The sequence below is a fragment of the Halomonas citrativorans genome, from assembly GCF_014898005.1.
Taxonomy (GTDB): Bacteria; Pseudomonadota; Gammaproteobacteria; order Pseudomonadales; family Halomonadaceae; genus Vreelandella; species Vreelandella citrativorans.
Window position 1 is genome coordinate 205,086 of the sequence record NZ_JABUYX010000003.1, and the last position, 17,134, is coordinate 222,219.

Here is a 17,134-nt window from a genome sequence, read left to right on the forward strand (position 1 = left end):
TTTACTTAATTTATCGTAGCTTGCGATGCTAGCGCATCTGTTAGCTGCCTTGGAACGCGCTGCATTCTGTCAAAGCAGCATAGAGAATGCAAGCCCTGCGCGAATTTTTTCTAACGATACAGGCTCAGGCACCCGCGGCGCACCGGCCATTTTTCCTGCTCGTTCAGTGAAGGTAAGCGGAAAACTGGCCTCAAGCCCCCCATACACCATATCAGGCCATACCGCGTGAGGCACTTGTACGCCTCGAGAAACCACGCGTGCATCGCCGCCTGTCAACAGCACGGGTAGCGCAATGCCCTGCTGATCGCACACTTCGCTATAAATACGGTTAATCGCGCTAACAGCCGCCATATAAATCCCGTGATTAACCGCATCGACGGTGCGACGCCCAGGCTCCAGCAAAGCGTCCGCCTCGCTTTCAGGATCAATCGCGACATTGCGGGTACCCAGCTTTAAGCTCTCTTTCATTAGCCGTAACCCTGGGATAATAAAGCCCCCCAGGTGCATACCGCCAGGCAGCACAAAATCAATAGTGATGGCACTACCACAGTCGACCGCACAGCAGCCTCCGGCCAGTTGGTAGCCGGCAAGCGCTCCCATCCATCGGTCGACCCCCAACCGAGCGGGCTCCTCATAGCCGTTAACAACGCCCAACGCCTCAGGTGTTGAGTGCGCCACATAGACATGGCGCACCTTGTGGCGCAGCAGCGTCACCGTCTCCTCCAACACAGCGGCCCGAGCAACGCTTGAAATACGTACGGCCTCAACCACATCAAGGTCTGGAATATCCGCCCCTGGGCGCCACTCTTCGCGCGTCCAGACAGCACCGCGCGAGCGTATTTCACTACTTTCGGCATCCTTGAGCCGCCATTTCGACAAGGTATTACCGATATCTAAATCCAGAATCATAAGCGCCTGCGTACGCTGATCTCACCGCCTGCCAAGCGCCGCGAGTGACCGTTTTCAGTAACCCATAAGTTACCGCTGTTATCGACGTCGCCTGCGATCGCATCGCTGACGCGCTCCCCTTGAATGATACGTACCGGCGCGCCTACATACGCATGGCGCGCATTCCACTCATCGCGCCATGCGGCAAAACCGACGTGTTCAAAATCTGCCAGCATGCTCAGAAGCCCCGCCACAACATCTGACGCCAACTGATTTCGCGTATGCCCGGCATGCACATCAAACAGCGCGGCTACCGGCTGGTCAATGGCGGCGCGCTGAGACTCGGTTAACGACAGGTTCATACCCATGCCAATCACAACCTCGCAAGGCCCCGCCGCATCGCCCGTCACCTCAATCAATATGCCAGCCAGCTTGCCCAGCTCGTCGCCTGCATCCACCATCAGAATATCATTGGGCCATTTTAGCTTAGGCGCAGCGCCTAGTTGCTCAAGCACCTGAGACACAACCACGCCTACCGCAAGACTTAACCCTTCAAGCGAGGCTACCCCCGCGTCAAAGCGCCAGCCCAACGAGAGCATCAAACTTTGCCCCCACGGGGTTGTCCATACTCGCCCACGGCGACCACGACCGGCGGTTTGGAGTTCAACCAGGCACACTTCGCCATGCCCCGCACCCTGATTAAATCGCTGACGCAGATACTCATTGCTTGAAGGCAACTGGTCTTCGACAAATAATCGTGTCAACAAATGGCGTGCCTGAGCAGGCAGGTGCTCAACAATTCGAGCACCTTCCAATGGCTCAAGGCGGTGAGCTAATCGATAGCCCCTCCCTTTGACCGCCACCAATTCCACGCCCAAGGCTTCCAATTTTTTTAGCTGTTTCCATACAGCAGCCCGCGAAACGCCCAGCGTTTCGCCTAATTGTTCACCAGAGTGAACATTGCCATCGCTCAACAAACGCACCAGGTTACCGATGGTCATGTGCTTGCCCCAACTGGGAAAACGCCTATCTTAACGGATGCACGTAGGAGGCGAAAACTGCCGCGTTTGGGTTATTGACTTAACGCTTTATTTGAGACAAGGCTGGTAGTCGACCATACCGAGACCCTATAATGCCGCCCTATTTTCCCAGCAGGATCGCGTCGTGATCGAGAATCTTCGTAACATTGCCATCATCGCCCACGTTGACCACGGCAAAACTACCTTGGTAGACAAGCTGTTAAGTCAATCGGGCACACTAGACCGCAAGGCCGAAGCCCAAGAGCGGGTTATGGACTCCAATGACCAGGAGAAAGAGCGCGGCATTACGATCCTGGCCAAAAACACAGCCATTCAGTGGCAAGATGGCAATGGTACGGGCTACCACATCAACATCGTTGACACCCCTGGGCACGCTGACTTCGGTGGTGAAGTAGAGCGCGTTATGTCCATGGTGGATTCAGTGCTACTGCTGGTTGACGCAGTTGATGGCCCGATGCCGCAAACCCGCTTTGTGACTCAAAAAGCGTTCTCTCAAGGCCTCCAGCCGATCGTCGTGGTGAACAAGATTGACCGCCCTGGCGCACGCCCTGACTGGGTTATCGACCAGATTTTCGATCTGTTTGACAACTTGGGTGCCACCGACGAGCAGCTCGACTTCCCAATCATCTACTGCTCAGCACTCAACGGCATTGCCGGCATGGAGCCTGACGCACTTGCCGAGAACATGGACCCCATGTTCCAGGCGATTGTAGATATCGTTAAGCCGCCGCAAGTTGAAGTCGACGGTCCCTTCCAGATGCAGATTTCCGCACTGGATTACAACAGCTACGTGGGTGTTATCGGTCTTGGCCGCATCAAGCGCGGCAGTGTCAAGCCGGGCCAACAGATCACCGTCATCACCAAGGAAGGCGCTACCCGTAAAGGTAAAGTCGGCCAGGTCATGACGCACATGGGTCTGGAGCGTGTACAAACGACCGAAGCGACCGCAGGTGACATCGTTTGTATCACCGGTATCGAAGATCTGGCGATTTCCGATACGCTGTGCGACAACAGTGCCGTTGAAGCCCTGCCGCCGCTTTCCGTTGATGAGCCAACCGTGTCCATGACCTTCCAGGTCAATGACTCGCCGTTCGCCGGTAAAGAAGGCAAGTACGTCACCAGCCGTAATATCAAGGATCGTCTTGATCAAGAGCTGATTCACAACGTGGCACTGCGTGTTGAACAGGGCGACACCCCTGAAAAATTCAAGGTTTCCGGGCGCGGCGAGCTTCACTTGTCGGTACTGATCGAAACCATGCGTCGTGAAGGCTTTGAGCTGGCCGTTGGCCGTCCCGAAGTTATCATCAAAGAGATCGACGGCGAGAAGCAGGAGCCCTACGAAGAAGTCATCATTGACTGTGAAGAGCAGCATCAGGGCTCGATCATGGAAGAGCTTGGCTATCGTAAGGGTGAACTGACTAACATGAATCCGGATGGTAAAGGCCGTGTTCGCTTGGACTTCATCATTCCTGCACGTGGTTTGATCGGTTTCCGTGGTCAGTTCTTGACCCTGACATCCGGCACCGGCATCTTGACCAGCCGCTTTGACCACTACGGTCCGCTGAAGCCCGATGCGTCTATTGAGCGTCGTAACGGCGTTCTGGTCTCCATGGTAGGCGGTAAAGCGCTGGCCTATGCCCTTTACGCGCTGCAAGAGCGTGGCAAGCTGATCATCGATCACGCTACCGAAGTCTACGAAGGCATGCTGATCGGTATTAACAACCGTGCCAACGACATGGTAGTTAACCCGACCAAGGGTAAAAAGCTCGATAACATGCGCTCCACCGGTAACGATGAAAACATCGTACTGACGCCGCCGATCAAGTTCACGCTGGAACAGGCCATTGAATTCCTGGATTCCGATGAGCTGGTGGAAGTCACGCCGACGCACATCCGCCTGCGTAAGAAGCACCTGACAGAGAACGAGCGTAAGCGCGCTGGCAAGAAATAAGTCAGCTGAGCAAACGCTCAACAAGCTCTAAAGCAAGACCGAAAGCCCGCCACCGTGCGGGCTTCCTTGTATCTGGGGCGCTCTTTGCAAACGTTTGCGCCATTCATTGCCCCGCGGCTACCTCCGCTACTCTTTTTTAAAGCCCCGCCAAGTGCACCAATAAACGCAGCCTAAACGCCAAGGCGCTGGAAAGCGCACGCATTCTACCGCACAGTAGCTTACAACTGGCGACGCCAAAGCTTTCTGCCAAACTGCAATACATACAGGCATTTGGATACCGATCTTTGCCTATCACTTGCACAGGAACACTCTGTACATGAGTGGACACAACGTCTGGACGCACAAGGGTACTTTTTTACTGGCGGCGGTAGGCTCCGCCGTGGGCTTGGGCAATCTTTGGCGTTTCCCGTATTTAACCGGTGAAAACGGTGGCGGGGCGTTTATCCTGGTGTATGCCGCCACCATTTTGGCCGTCGGCACTCCTATCCTGATCGCCGAGACCATGCTGGGCCGCACCAGCCGTCAGAGCCCTATTATGGGCATGCGGCACTTAACCAAAACGCACAAAGCCTCGCGCGCCTGGGAGTTAATCGGCTGGCTGGGCGCGGCTTCGGCTTTTTTGATTTTAAGCTTTTACTCGGTCATCGCTGGCTGGGCACTGCACTACACCGGGCTGATGCTGACCGGCTCGCTTGTGGGTGCCGACGCGCAAACGATGGCGGCGAGTTTTGACGCACTGCTGGCGTCCCCTTCCCTTATGACGCTGTATCACACGCTGTTCATTGCGGCGTCTGCACTCATCGTCAGCATGGGCGTTCACCGAGGAATTGAGACGGGCCTGCGCATTATGATGCCTGCGCTGTTCATTATTCTGACGGTAGTGCTTGCTTACAGCGTGATGAATGGCGATATACATGCGGCGGCGCGCTTTCTGTTGACCTTTAACATCGCGGACCTGAGCCTTGAGGGCTGGCTACAGGCCGTGGGGCAGTCCTTCTTTACGCTAAGCCTGGGGATGGGCGCTATTATGGCCTACGGCGCCTATATGCCCGGCGATGCCTCTCTTACGCGCACCGCCATTGGCGTGGCCGTAGTGGATACGGCGATTGCCATGGTGGCAGGGCTGGCGATTTTCGCGCTGGTATTTGGGGCAGGGCTTGAAACCGGCCAGGGCCCAGGACTGATGTTTGTGACATTGCCACTTGCCTTCGCTGAAATGCCGCTGGGGGCGCTAATCGGCGGCGTCTTCTTTATTTTAGTGCTGGGGGCTGCGATTAGTTCCTCCATCTCGCTTATCGAGCCCGTGGCCGCTTTTCTGGTCGAGCGCTTCAACCTTACCCGACCCCAGGCAGTCATCATCGTGGTGGTGGCGGCTTGGGCAATGGGACTGCTCACCGTCGCAAGCTTTAACATCGGCGCAGAAGACAGCCTTTTCCACCATCTATTTGGCCGCAGCGCCTTTGATGTTATCGAACTATTGACCAATATCTTTATGCCGCTGGGTGGCCTGATGATTGCGCTATTCGCAGGCTGGGTGCTCACTCAAAGCGAAGTGATGAAAGAGCTGGATACTACCCATGCCTGGTTTATTAGCTGGCGGTTTCTAGTGCGTTTTGTTGCCCCTACCGCGGTCGCGTTTGTCTTTTTACGCACTATTCCCCAGGTTGAGGGCTATATGATTCCTGCGCTTGGCGCACTGCTACTGGTCGGCCTCTTTGCGCTTAGCCAACGACGCCAAAAACCGCGCTGACCAGCACCCTACAATAACAATACAGACGATCCAATGGTCGCCTACATCACGAGGGCACTATGCATCCTCTTATTGAAGTACAGCAGGTGAACAAGGCGTTTGGTGGATGACAGGTGATTAACAACTGCTCCATTCGCGTCGAGAAAGGCTCAATTACCGGCATGATCGGCCCTAATGGGGCAGGTAAATCGACCCTGTTTAATCTGATCGCTGGTTCCCTGACGCCGGATAGCGGCCATGTATTTCTCGACGGTGACGATATTACCGCGCTCAGCGCCAACCAACGCTTCCACAAGGGGCTTTTACGCACCTTCCAGATTGCCCATGAATTTAGCCAAATGAGTGCGCTGGAAAATCTGATGATGGTGCCGCCTCATCAGGCGGGAGAACGCTTATTCAACACGTGGTTTAAACCGGCACGGGTGCGTGAAGAAGAAGCGGCGGTCCGAAAACGTGCGCTTGAGGTCATCGAGTTTGTCGGCCTGCACCATGTCCGCAATGAGCTGGCAGGCAACCTGTCTGGCGGGCAAAAAAAGCTGTTAGAGCTTGGCCGCACCATGATGACGGATGCCAAGGTCGTGCTGCTTGATGAAATTGCCGCAGGCGTTAACCGCACCCTGCTGGGCGACTTGATCAGCAATATTGAGCGTTTGAATCGCGAGTTGGGTTACACCTTTTTAGTGATCGAACACGACATGGACATGATTGCCCGGCTATGCGACCCGGTGATTGTCCTGGCTCAAGGGAGCATGATGGTCGAGGGGCATATTCAGGATATTCAAAATAACCCAGAGGTGATTGAAGCTTACTTTGGCACCGACGCTGTCTGATCAAACGCTCCCTATAAACGACAACAAGCCGCTTAAAAGCGATGCAGCGAGATACTTTTGCCATGTCATTAACAACATCAACGACGCCACTGCTTGAGGCACGCAACGTGCACGGTGGTTATGGCGCCATGAACATCCTTAACGGGGTGAACATGTCACTTTATGCCCATGAAGTGGGCGTTATTGTAGGGCCCAACGGCGCTGGCAAGTCGACCATGCTCAAAGCCGTATTTGGACTGTTAAACGTTAGTCAGGGCGACATTCTGCTCAACGGCGAGCCCATTCATAACCTGGCCTCCAATAAACTTGTTGAGCGCGGAATGGGCTTTGTCCCCCAGGAGAAAAACATTTTCCCAAGCCTTACCGTTAAGGAAAACCTGGAGATGGGCGCCTATCTCAAGCCCCACAACGTCAAGCGCATGCTGGAGCAGGTATACGCGTTTTTCCCGCCATTGGTAGAGAAGCGCCATCAGCCCGCCGGTGGGCCGCAACGGTAGTGGCTAATGCGCGCCTTATTGATCATATTATTTGTCGCTCCCAGTGAGATAGCCCGTCCTGCGCAAGCGCAGAAACTTCCTCTAATTTGGAACCACAACGTTAAAAATACAAGCAACACTTTCTAACGCTACTTTGATGGTTTATCGACTACGCGCTGCATCTATAACCAGCGTAACAGGCGTTAAAGCACCGCCATCTGTAAGAGCAGTACGCACAGCATTAGCCAACCCAGCCACCGCCTGCATCCTTTACTCATGGCGGCTATTACCCACCCGCTGGTCTTGTTGTTTACGCTGTCGATTACGGCGGTACACGCGCACCAGCGCAATACTTAGCGCCGCGGCTAACATGAAGCCCAAGGTGAGTCCTTGCCAGGGCCGTGCCGCACTTTCCAATAGCGTCTCCAGCGTGATGATAACGATCAGGCCCAACGCCTGAGAACCAATAGCCAGCGCGCGCAGCACGTCAAAGGCGGGTTGTGACATAGTCAGACTCCGTAATTTTCAACTCACGTGGTATGGTCTCGTAGTGTACCTGCTTATCGGAAAGACCATGAATGCCATTGCCCTTGGGCCGCTATTGATTTCATTACCCAGGTTATACGCCATCGGCTGTGCGCTGCTGGTGCTACTGTCGGCGCGTTACTTACTGCGCTTACCACCGCCACTGTTAAATCGCTGGTTCACCGGGCTAATCCTTGCCTGGTTAATCGGGGCGCGTATCGCGCACATTACGCTTCACCTGGAGAGCTATAGTGCCAATCCGCTTGATGCACTTAAAGTCTGGCAACCGGGATACCACGGCATCGGCGGATTATTGACCGGCTTGCTATGGTCCGCTTGGACGCTTCGCAAGCGGCTTTCAGCGTTACTTGGGAGCACCGTCATTCTGCTCTGCGCCTCGGGTCTATGGCTTATGCTGGTATCCCTGTCGCCCTTGGGTAGCGCATCTGCCGTCAGCCAATTACCCGAAATCCACCTGGAAAACGTAGACGGCGCCGACGTGTACCTGCCCGACCTGGCAGACGGCAGCGACCGGGTGATTGTTAACCTCTGGGCCACCTGGTGCCCACCCTGCCGACGCGAAATGCCATTACTCGAAGAGGCTGCCCAGCGCGAAGGCGTAAGCGTCGCGGTCGTTAACCAAGGGGAAGATTTGTTGCCTATCGTGCGTTATTTGGACGCAGAAGGGTTGGATTTTACCCATGCACTGCGCGACCCAGGCCAAACGCTGATGGCCCTGTTTGAAGCGCCCGGGCTACCCACTACAGTGCTTTTTGATGGCCAGGGCACTACCTTGGATATCCACGTTGGCGAGCTTACCCGTGCCCATCTTGAACACTGGTTGGAAGATTGACGCCGATACACCTTAATCCCCCGGCGCCTTTGCGTTAGAATCCCCCGCCCTACCGCTGCTGATGGCGTGCCCTCGGCAGCGTATGACCCGTTTTTGTAGACTTCCCCGAGGCATCATGAGCGATTTTTCACCCGGCCAGCGCTGGATTAGCGACGGCGAAGCCGAGCTTGGGCTTGGCACCGTGCTTAACTGCGACTTCCGTAGCGTTACCATCTTGTTCAGTGCCAGCCAGGAAACCCGAACCTATAACACGCGCCAGGCGCCGTTGACCCGCGTGATGTTCGGCAGCGGCGATCGGGTACTGTCGGCCGATGGCTGGCAGATGATCGTTGATGACAGCAAAGAGTCTCACGGCCTGATTACCTATATCGGTGAGGACAGCGAAGGCACGCCGCGCGAACTTCCCGAAGCCAAGCTGGCTGACACCATGCAGTTTGATCAGGCACGTGATCGCCTGCTGACAGGCCAGGTAGACCGCAACGACTGGTTTGATCTGCGCTTTCGGACGCTGCACCATCACCAGCGCATCGAGCAGCACAACGCCCTGGGCTTTGCCGGGCCGCGCATCGATTTGATTCCGCACCAGCTGTATATCGCCGACGAAGTTGCTCGCCGTCATGCACCGCGCGTGCTTCTGGCGGATGAAGTAGGCCTGGGGAAAACCATTGAAGCCGGACTGATTCTGCACCGCCTGCTGCTGACCGGCCGTATTGAGCGGGCGCTTATATTGGTGCCCGACAGCCTGACCCACCAGTGGCTGGTGGAGCTTCTGCGCCGCTTCTCGCTGAATGTCAGCCTGCTTGATGAGCATCAAAGCCAGGCCCATGGCAGCGCCAACCCGTTTGAGAGCGCCCAGCTAGTGCTGGCAAGCCAGGGCTGGCTGTTTGCCAACATTCATCGCCAGGACCAGGCGCTAGCCAGCCGTTTTGACCTGCTGATTGTCGATGAAGCTCACCACCTGGACTGGAGCGCCGAGGGTAGCGGCCCAGGTTATCAATGTGTTGAGCAGCTCGCTGCTGAAATTCCTGGCCTGCTGCTGTTAACGGCCACACCTGAGCAAATGGGTATTGAAAGCCACTTTGCCCGCCTACGCCTGCTGGACGCCGAACGCTATCACGACCTGGAGCGCTTCAAAGACGAAGAGCGCCACTACACCGCTGTCGCCAGCGCCATTGACGCTTTAGATGAATTGCCTGCCACGCCGGATGCCCGTGCCCGAATAGATGCCGTCGCCGACGACCGCGACAGCCAGGCGCTGCTGGCAACGCTGTGTAACGCTGAAGCCAGCACAGAGCAGCACGATGCGGCCCGTCATCAACTGCGTGACGCCTTGCTTGACCGCCATGGCACGGGGCGGGTGATGTTCCGCAATAGCCGCCGTCATGTTGGCGGCTTTCCCGAGCGTCGCCTGCACCTCTCCTCGCTTGAGCTACCCTCCGCGTATCGCCGCGTGCTGCGCCGCCTGGAGCGTGATGACGACTACCTGGACGAGCTGCTGATCGAAACCGGCATGGATCATCCGGATGTCTTGATCTATCCGGATGCCATGTACCGTGAGCTCAGCAACGATCCGCTCAACGGTGAAGCCTGGTGGCATATCGACCCACGGGTTAACTGGCTGCTGGATAAGCTCAGCGACGATAGCGAAACAGGCTTTGCCAACGACAAAGTACTGGTCATTGCCCACCATCGTGAAACCGCCGAGGGGCTGGCTGAAGGGCTGCGCGTGCTGGGCGGCTATCAGGCGCCGGTCTTCCATGAAGGGCTTTCACTGGTTGAGCGTGACCGCGCCGCCGCCGCTTTTGCCGATGAAGAAGAGGGCGTGCAGGTACTCGTCTGCTCGGAGATTGGCTCAGAGGGGCGCAACTTCCAGTTCTGCCGCCACTTGGTCATGTTCGATATGCCCCAGCACCCTGACCAACTGGAGCAGCGCATTGGCCGTCTGGACCGTATCGGCCAGAAGCACGCCATTGAGCTTCACGTGCCCAGCTTTATTGGCAGCCCCGGCGAGCGGCTGCTGCGCTGGTATAACGAAGGCATGGATGCGTTCAGTGCCCCCCATGGCATCGGCAGCGACCTCTACGAGGCCTTTGGCGATGCACTTGCCGATGCGCTTCTCGACGATGAAACGCTGGACGAAATCATCGTTGAAACACGGGAAATGTTTACCGCCAAGCTGGCCGAACGCGATGCCGGGCGCAACCGCCTGCTGGAACTTAACGCCTGTCGGCCAGCACGCGCCCAAGAGGTGATTAGCGCTGTACGCGAGTTGGATGAAGATACCGCGCTCCCACGTTATGTAGAGCGCGCGCTGGACGTATTTGGCGTGGACAGCCAGGAGATCGGCAAAGGGCTTCTTCACTTGCAGCCCAGCCAGCATATGCTGGACGGACTGCCTGGCCTGGTGAAAGGCGAAGAGGGCTTTACTGCGACCTATAGCCGTGCCCAAGCGCTTGCGCGGGATGATATTCAACGCCTTTCGTGGGAGCATCCGCTGCTGCGCGAAATGATGGAGCGTATTCTGGACGGCACCATGGGCAACACGGCCCTGGCACTGCTGCGTCACACGGCCATCCCCAGTGGGCGGCTAATGGCAGAGCTTGTCTTCCGCACCCACTGCCCGGCGCCGAAGTCACTGCACCTTAACCGCTTCTTGCCGCCCACCGCCGTACGCGTTCTGCTGGATGAATCAGGTGCCAACCTGACCAGCAAAATCTCGTTCACGGGGCTTGGCAAAAACCTGCAAAAGGTCAATAAATCGCTAGCGCGGGATTTAATTAAAAGCCGCCACGATCAGTTGCGTGAGCTGCTTATTCAGGGTGAAGGCGAGGCAGAACGTGAGCTGCCCAGTATTGTAGAGGCCGCTGAAACGCGCATGCGCGCCCAGTTGGATGCCGAGCTTGCCCGCCTAACAGCGCTAGCCGAGCATAACCCCTCGGTACGCGCTGAAGAGCTGGATGCCCTGAAGCAGGAGCGCCAGGCGCTGAGCGAGGCGATAGAAAATACTCGCCTGCGGCTGGACTCCGTTCGGGTCGTGATTACCGTTGACCCCAACGCCTAAGCGCTCAATCTCGCCTTAATATCTCGGCCAGCGCCTTATCGAGTGTCGGGTACTGAAATTCAAACCCCGCCTCGATAAGGCGCGCCGGGCGCATGTCAGCCCCGGTTAGCAGCAGCCGAGACATTTCCCCCAGGCCTGCTTTTAACACAAAGGCAGGCACGGGGAGTATGGCCGGGCGGTTAAGCCGTTTGGCTAGCGTTTTGGAAAACTCGGCATTAGTGGCTGGGTGCGGCGCACTGCCGTTAAAGGCGCCATTAAGGTCCTCTTTTTCCAGCAGGAACACAATCGCGTCCACCAGATCCTCGCGATGAATCCAAGGCATATACTGCTCACCACTGCCAAAACGTCCGCCTAGCCCCAGCTTAAACGGCGGCAGCATTTTCTGGAGTGCTCCACCTCCTGCATCCAGCACCAGCCCCGTTCGCAGAAGCGCCAAACGTACGCCGAGCGCTTCAACAGGCTTTGCGGCGGCTTCCCACTTAACGCATAGCCGGTGGGCAAATTCATCGTGCGCGGTAGTGTCTTCGGTAACGACACGCCTACCTTGATCACCGTAGTAGCCCATGGCCGAGCCACTTACCATCACCTTAGGCAAGGGCTGCCCATTGGCCTGAAGCTCTTCACATAGCGTAACGAGCTGGTGAGTCATGTGGGTGCGTGACTGAATAAGCGTCTCTTTCTGCGCATCACTCCACCGTTTAGCAGCAATCGGCTCACCGGCGAGGTTAACGATTGCCTCGGGCGGCGCCGCTAAAAAATCAAGCACGCTGGCGCGAATATCGCACTCGCGAGGCAACCGCTTACGCGCTTTCTGCGGGTCTCTTGATACCACTTGTACGGCATGTCCTTGGCCTTGCAGCTTTTCGCAAAGGCGTTTTCCGACAAAACCGCTGCCTCCGGTGACTAATATACGCATGGTGTTGCTCCTGTTGTGACGCCGCGCAAATACGCGCTAGCCACGCGCTTGCTTCTTCACCAGGCATAGCAGGCCATTCCCAGCACGGCAAACACTCAGGTTGGCTTACTACTCACTAATGTAGCGTTAAGTACACTACCTATACACTAACCGCACCTAAACATTCCCAAGGATAGCTTTGGTAGTATCTATGTAGAAGTTGATAGCAATATAACCCTTGGCTATAGAAGCATAACAAGTAAGCTACCCCAGTAACATCACACACTTAGGCCCGACGTGACGTTTCACCAAGACCTCCTGTACAGACAAAGGTTGTACCTGATAGCGACAAGTTGTACAAAGAGAGCTACGATAGCGCGTTATTTTTATGTGTATTCAAGCGACACAACATGGATTGTGAATCATTTTTGCCCCAGAGAATGCAAATAGCCTTTTGTATCCTGCGGCTTCAGACGACCAAGAGGCACAGGCGCCCATGAGTATCAAGGCGACCCACCCACCCGATACCCCGCTCTATCCGATCCGGGAAGTCTCCCGTTTAACGGGTGTGAATTCGGTCACCCTGCGCGCCTGGGAGCGTCGCTACGGTTTGATTCGCCCTAAACGTACACCTAAAGGGCATCGCTTATACGCCCAGGATGATATCACCCGCATTGAACGTATTTTGCAGTGGCTCAACCGAGGCGTTCCCGTTAGCCAAGTCGTTGACCTGCTTGACCAGCCAGAAACGGTAGAAACCCCCGCGCCCAATGCCGGCGATTGGATTAGCCAGCGTCAGCAGCTGCAGGTGGCGATAGAAGCGCTCGACTTACCCAGGCTTGAGACGCTTTATTATCAGAGCCTGGCCCTGTACCCGCTAAGCACAGCAGTAAGCGAGCTCTGGCAGCCGGTCATCCTGGCACTGGAAGCCAAGTGGACGATTCAGCCAGACATTTTGGCACGACGGACACTTGAAGCCTTTTTACGTAGTCAAGTGGGCACACGCCTTCATTACGCGAACCAGGCCACGCGTGGGCCTTTACTGCTGCTGGCTGCCATGCCCGACGACCAAGGCCCTCTATGGGTATTGATCGTCGCCTTGATGGCCAGCGAGCAGGGTTACCGTATACAGATGTTTGATCACACGCTGCCTCTTGAAGCATTGCCCCAAGCGGTGACTCGGCTACATGCCTCAATGGTGCTGCTAACGAGCGGCCAGCGAGAAAGCGATAGCTATATTCATACGGTACTACCCAATGCAGCCGAGGCGCTTAGCGTTCCACTGGGTATCTGCGGTGAAGTCGCCCGGCTGCGTGATAGCGAGCTGCGTGATAGCCCCGTGCATACGCTAGGTGATGAGCTCCCCCAAGCCATTGCACGCCTGCGCCCACTGCTACGTGAGTCTGGCGTTTTATAGACCATTTAACCCCTTGTGCCAGCGATGGGCTTTAAATGTCGTTAGATGAGTGGCCGCACGGAGATGGTTTTTGAAATGGTTTTTCACCGCGCCGGAGGCAACATGGACGTTCAATTAGTTTGGTTACGTAGCGATCTGCGCATTCATGACAACACAGCCTTGGCTGCTGCGGCGACTAAAGGCCCGGTGATTGCCGTCTTTCTTCGCAGCGTGGCCCAGTGGCAATCCCACGACCATGGTGCTAACAAGATCGACTTTTGGGCGCGCGGTGTAGCGGCCGTTAAAGATGCCCTTCACGGGCTTAACATTCCTCTCTTGCACCGCGACATCGGCCACTATCGAGAGGCGCCCAAGGCGCTCCTCGACATTGCCCGCGAGTACTCGGTTAAACAGCTACACTTTAACTACCAATACCCGTTAAACGAACAGCAGCGCGATAACGCGGTGTTGGGCGCCTTTAAAGAAGCTGGTATTACCGCTCATGGGTATCATGACAGCGTGGCGTTCGCGCCCGGCACGCTGCTAACCGGCAAAGGCGACTATTACGGTGTTTTTACGCCTTTTTCCAAGGCCTGGCATAAGCAGATCAGTGCTGAACAGCTGGCTTTACGCGATACGCCAGAACCTCAACAGCGTTTACCGATTAAAAGCGATACATTACCAGGTCTCCCCAGGCTCGATGACACACCGGTCGATCATCAACAATGGCCTGCTGGAGCGGAAATAGCAGGCGATTACCTGGCACGGTTTTTACGTTTTCGTGGCCGCCACTACCGCCAGCAACGCGACATTCCAAATGTATGCGGCACCAGCGAGCTTTCACCCTACCTCGCACTGGGGATGATATCGCACCGCCAGTGCATGCAAGCGGTGATGAGCGAGAACAGCGGACACTTGGCCGATGGCGATGCCGGGCTTACCACATGGGTCAACGAGCTTATCTGGCGCGAGTTTTATCAGCACGTTGCGGTAGGCTTTCCTGAGGTATGCCGCCATCAACCGTTCCAGAAGCATACCCAACAGCTTGCCTGGCGCGATGATGACGCAGGTTTTAACGCCTGGTGCGAAGGGCGCACAGGCTACCCACTGGTGGATGCCGCGATGCGCCAGTTGGTCGCCACGGGATGGATGCATAACCGACTACGCATGGTGACAGCGATGTTTTTGAGCAAGCATTTGCTGATCGATTGGCGACGCGGCGAGGCGTTTTTTATGCGCCACCTGGTAGACGGTGAGTTTTGCGCTAATAACGGTGGCTGGCAATGGGCGGCGTCAACAGGCACCGACTCAGCACCTTATTTTCGAATCTTTAACCCTACCACCCAATCCAAACGCTTTGACCCAGACGGGGAGTTTATTGCTCGCTGGCTCCCTGAGCTTGGCACATTGCCAGCCAAGGCACGTCATGCGCCGCCGCACGATATGCTTACCCAATTGGATTACCCTGAGCCCATCGTTGAGCATAAGGCAGCTCGTCAGCGGGCGTTAGATGCCTTTAAAGCCCTTTCCAAATCGCCAGGCGGCTAGACCGCGGCCGCTTCAAGGAGTGGCGATGCCCAGCGCTGTTCCAGCTCAGCGGCAGGCATCGGCCTGGCGAAATAGAAGCCTTGCACGATAGTGCAGCCCGCATCCACCAGAAACAGGCACTGCTCCAGGGTTTCGACCCCTTCGGCGACGACGTCAAGCCCCATACCTTCGGCCATCGCGAGCACCGCCTTGACGATAGCGGCGTCCGCTTTGCTATTGGGTAGCTCTCGGATAAACGCACGATCCAGCTTGATTTTATCGACCGGCAGCCGCTTAAGATAACCAAGCGACGAGTAGCCGGTTCCGAAGTCATCAATGGCAATGGCATATCCCTGCTCACTTAGCGTTTTTAATCGAGGCCCCATATCGCCTGCGCGTTCATCCAGCAGTACCGACTCGGTTAGCTCCAGGCCAATCTGCGAAGGTTCCAGCTGGTAGCGCTTTAAGCAGGTGTTTAGCTGCGTCTCTAAATCGCCCTGGAAAAGCTGCAACGCGGAAATATTGACCCAGATGGTCAACCCTGACATGCCGCTGTGTTGCCAATGGGCCTGCTGGGCGCAAGCCTTTTCAATCACCCAGCTTCCCAGTTCTGCCATTAACCCATGGCGTTCGGCCAAGGGGATAAAATCGCCCGGTGAAATCATGCCATCCAAGGGATGGCGCCAGCGTAATAGCGCCTCCATCCCCAACAACTCACCGGTGCCGGGGTGGTGCTGGGTTTGGTAATGTAGCTCAAGTTGATCACCAGATATCAGCGCGGCACGCAGGTCACTGACCAGAGCAAGCTGTGGGTTATCCTGCTTATCCAGCGCCGGGCGAAAACGCAGGCTATGGTTACGGCCTAATCGTTTGGCACTATAAAGTGCCGACTCCAAACGCTGAAAAAGCACCCCCGAATCACGCCCATCTTCTGGAGCACGGCAGCTGCCAATGGTAACGCCCAAACGCAGCAGGTGATCACTCACTTCAAAAGGCCGACACATATGCTCACGCAGTGATACAATCCATGGGTCGTGATCATCAAACGTGGTGGTACGGATAACCATGAATTCATCACCGCCCAAACGCCCGACCACGCTACCCGCGACATAGCCTGCAAGCCGCTGGGCAAAACACGCCAGCAGGCGGTCGCCTTGCTCGATGCCCAGGCTGTCGTTAACCGACTTCAAACCATCGATATCGATCAGAGCAATATCTAAACTCTCGCCTGCGCGTAAATGGCGCAAGCGAGATGTCATTAAGTCGTGCAGGCGGCGACGGTTGGGCAAGCCGGTTAGTGGGTCTTCGTATCCAATCCGCCGCAAATCATGTTCGCGGGCTTTTTGCACTGAGATATCGGTGAACAGGCTAATAAAGTGGCTAATATTGCCCTGTTTATCGGTAACCGCGCGTACTTTTAACCATTCAGGATACTCATCGCCGTGTTTGCGGCGATTCCACATTTCCCCTTCCCAGCGTCCCGTCGCTTTTAGCGTGCTCCAAAAGTTTTGATAAAACACTTTATCGTGACGAGGAGCGGCCAGTGTTTCCAGCTTGCGGCCCACTATTTCCTGGCTGTTATAGCCGGTAATTTCTGTAAAGGCTGGATTAACGGCCATGATCCGATTATCGGCATCACAGACCACTATCGCATCGCTTGCCAGGTTAATTGCGCTTTGGGACAGTTGATAACGCTGGCGCTGCTGACGCACTTGGCACCACATATCCCACAACCCAAAAATAACCAGGCTCGCAGCTACCATGCGTAACATCGCATCGGTTAACCAGATACAAGCTGGCAGCGCCGCTAATGCTACCCAAACCAACGGTCGATTAAGAGAAATTGGTAGCCACATGGCGGTTCGCTATATCCTGTCACTAAAAACTAACACTAATTAAATAAACATAATTTTCTAGCAGCATACCCATCCTGTCCTGGACC

12 protein-coding genes and 1 pseudogene are annotated in these 17,134 nt (G+C 55.9%); 8 read left to right on the top strand and 5 right to left on the bottom strand.

The genetic code is table 11. From position 1 onward, the window contains the following. Nucleotides 1-69: 69 nt before the first annotated feature. Both INT20_RS06040 and INT20_RS06045 read right to left on the bottom strand, forming a co-directional pair. Nucleotides 70-909 carry a type III pantothenate kinase gene (locus tag INT20_RS06040; protein ID WP_193053653.1) on the bottom strand — a complete coding sequence of 280 codons (840 nt, stop codon included), beginning with the start codon at nucleotides 907-909 and terminating at the stop codon, nucleotides 70-72. After that, entirely contained in the window at nucleotides 906-1,889 is a 984-nt protein-coding gene (locus tag INT20_RS06045; RefSeq protein WP_172117725.1) for a biotin--[acetyl-CoA-carboxylase] ligase, read from the bottom strand. The genes INT20_RS06040 and INT20_RS06045 overlap by 4 nt, the downstream gene beginning before the upstream one ends. Before the next feature lie 163 nt (nucleotides 1,890-2,052). Here INT20_RS06045 and typA point away from each other — a divergent pair, with 163 nt between their 5' ends. The 4 genes and pseudogenes from typA to INT20_RS06065 all read left to right on the top strand — a co-directional run. Continuing rightward, nucleotides 2,053-3,879, top strand: coding sequence for a translational GTPase TypA (gene typA / locus INT20_RS06050; protein ID WP_193053654.1), 1,827 nt, complete (start codon nucleotides 2,053-2,055; stop codon nucleotides 3,877-3,879). Between the two features lie 316 nt (nucleotides 3,880-4,195). Beyond that, nucleotides 4,196-5,629, top strand: coding sequence for a sodium-dependent transporter (locus tag INT20_RS06055; protein ID WP_193053655.1), 1,434 nt, complete (start codon nucleotides 4,196-4,198; stop codon nucleotides 5,627-5,629). A gap of 113 nt (nucleotides 5,630-5,742) precedes the next feature. Beyond that, the gene (locus tag INT20_RS06060) at nucleotides 5,743-6,459 is read left to right on the top strand and encodes an ABC transporter ATP-binding protein (protein WP_287077452.1); all 717 of its coding nucleotides are present in this window, start codon (nucleotides 5,743-5,745) and stop codon (nucleotides 6,457-6,459) included. A 62-nt stretch (nucleotides 6,460-6,521) separates the two neighbouring features. Continuing rightward, nucleotides 6,522-6,941: pseudogene (locus INT20_RS06065) on the top strand (ATP-binding cassette domain-containing protein); the annotation flags it as partial. 264 nt (nucleotides 6,942-7,205) lie between these two features. On the opposite strand, the gene INT20_RS06070 reads toward INT20_RS06065, so the two are convergent. Beyond that, complete coding sequence (locus INT20_RS06070; RefSeq protein WP_193053656.1) at nucleotides 7,206-7,442, bottom strand: hypothetical protein; 237 nt, start codon at nucleotides 7,440-7,442, stop codon at nucleotides 7,206-7,208. Nucleotides 7,443-7,509: 67 nt separating this feature from the next. On the opposite strand from INT20_RS06070, the gene INT20_RS06075 reads away from it, so the two are divergent. After that, nucleotides 7,510-8,313, top strand: a complete 804-nt coding sequence (locus tag INT20_RS06075) for a TlpA disulfide reductase family protein (protein WP_172117734.1) — start codon at nucleotides 7,510-7,512, stop codon at nucleotides 8,311-8,313. A gap of 115 nt (nucleotides 8,314-8,428) precedes the next feature. Then, complete coding sequence (gene rapA / locus INT20_RS06080; RefSeq protein ID WP_193053657.1) at nucleotides 8,429-11,374, top strand: RNA polymerase-associated protein RapA; 2,946 nt, start codon at nucleotides 8,429-8,431, stop codon at nucleotides 11,372-11,374. Between the two features lie 4 nt (nucleotides 11,375-11,378). On the opposite strand, the gene INT20_RS06085 is transcribed toward rapA, so the two are convergent. Further along, on the bottom strand, nucleotides 11,379-12,290 hold the full coding sequence (locus INT20_RS06085) for a TIGR01777 family oxidoreductase (protein WP_193053658.1): 912 nt from the start codon (nucleotides 12,288-12,290) through the stop codon (nucleotides 11,379-11,381). A 475-nt stretch (nucleotides 12,291-12,765) separates the two neighbouring features. On the opposite strand from INT20_RS06085, the gene INT20_RS06090 reads away from it, so the two are divergent. Together INT20_RS06090 and phrB are read left to right on the top strand one after the other, a co-directional pair. Further along, a complete protein-coding gene (locus INT20_RS06090; protein ID WP_193053659.1) occupies nucleotides 12,766-13,686 on the top strand; it encodes a MerR family transcriptional regulator in 921 nt (306 codons plus the stop codon). 102 nt (nucleotides 13,687-13,788) lie between these two features. Continuing rightward, complete coding sequence (phrB, locus tag INT20_RS06095) at nucleotides 13,789-15,213, top strand: deoxyribodipyrimidine photo-lyase (protein WP_193053660.1); 1,425 nt, start codon at nucleotides 13,789-13,791, stop codon at nucleotides 15,211-15,213. On the opposite strand, the gene INT20_RS06100 is transcribed toward phrB, so the two are convergent. Continuing rightward, a complete protein-coding gene (locus INT20_RS06100; RefSeq protein WP_193053661.1) occupies nucleotides 15,210-17,048 on the bottom strand; it encodes a putative bifunctional diguanylate cyclase/phosphodiesterase in 1,839 nt (612 codons plus the stop codon). The genes phrB and INT20_RS06100 overlap by 4 nt on opposite strands. Nucleotides 17,049-17,134: the final 86 nt, after the last annotated feature.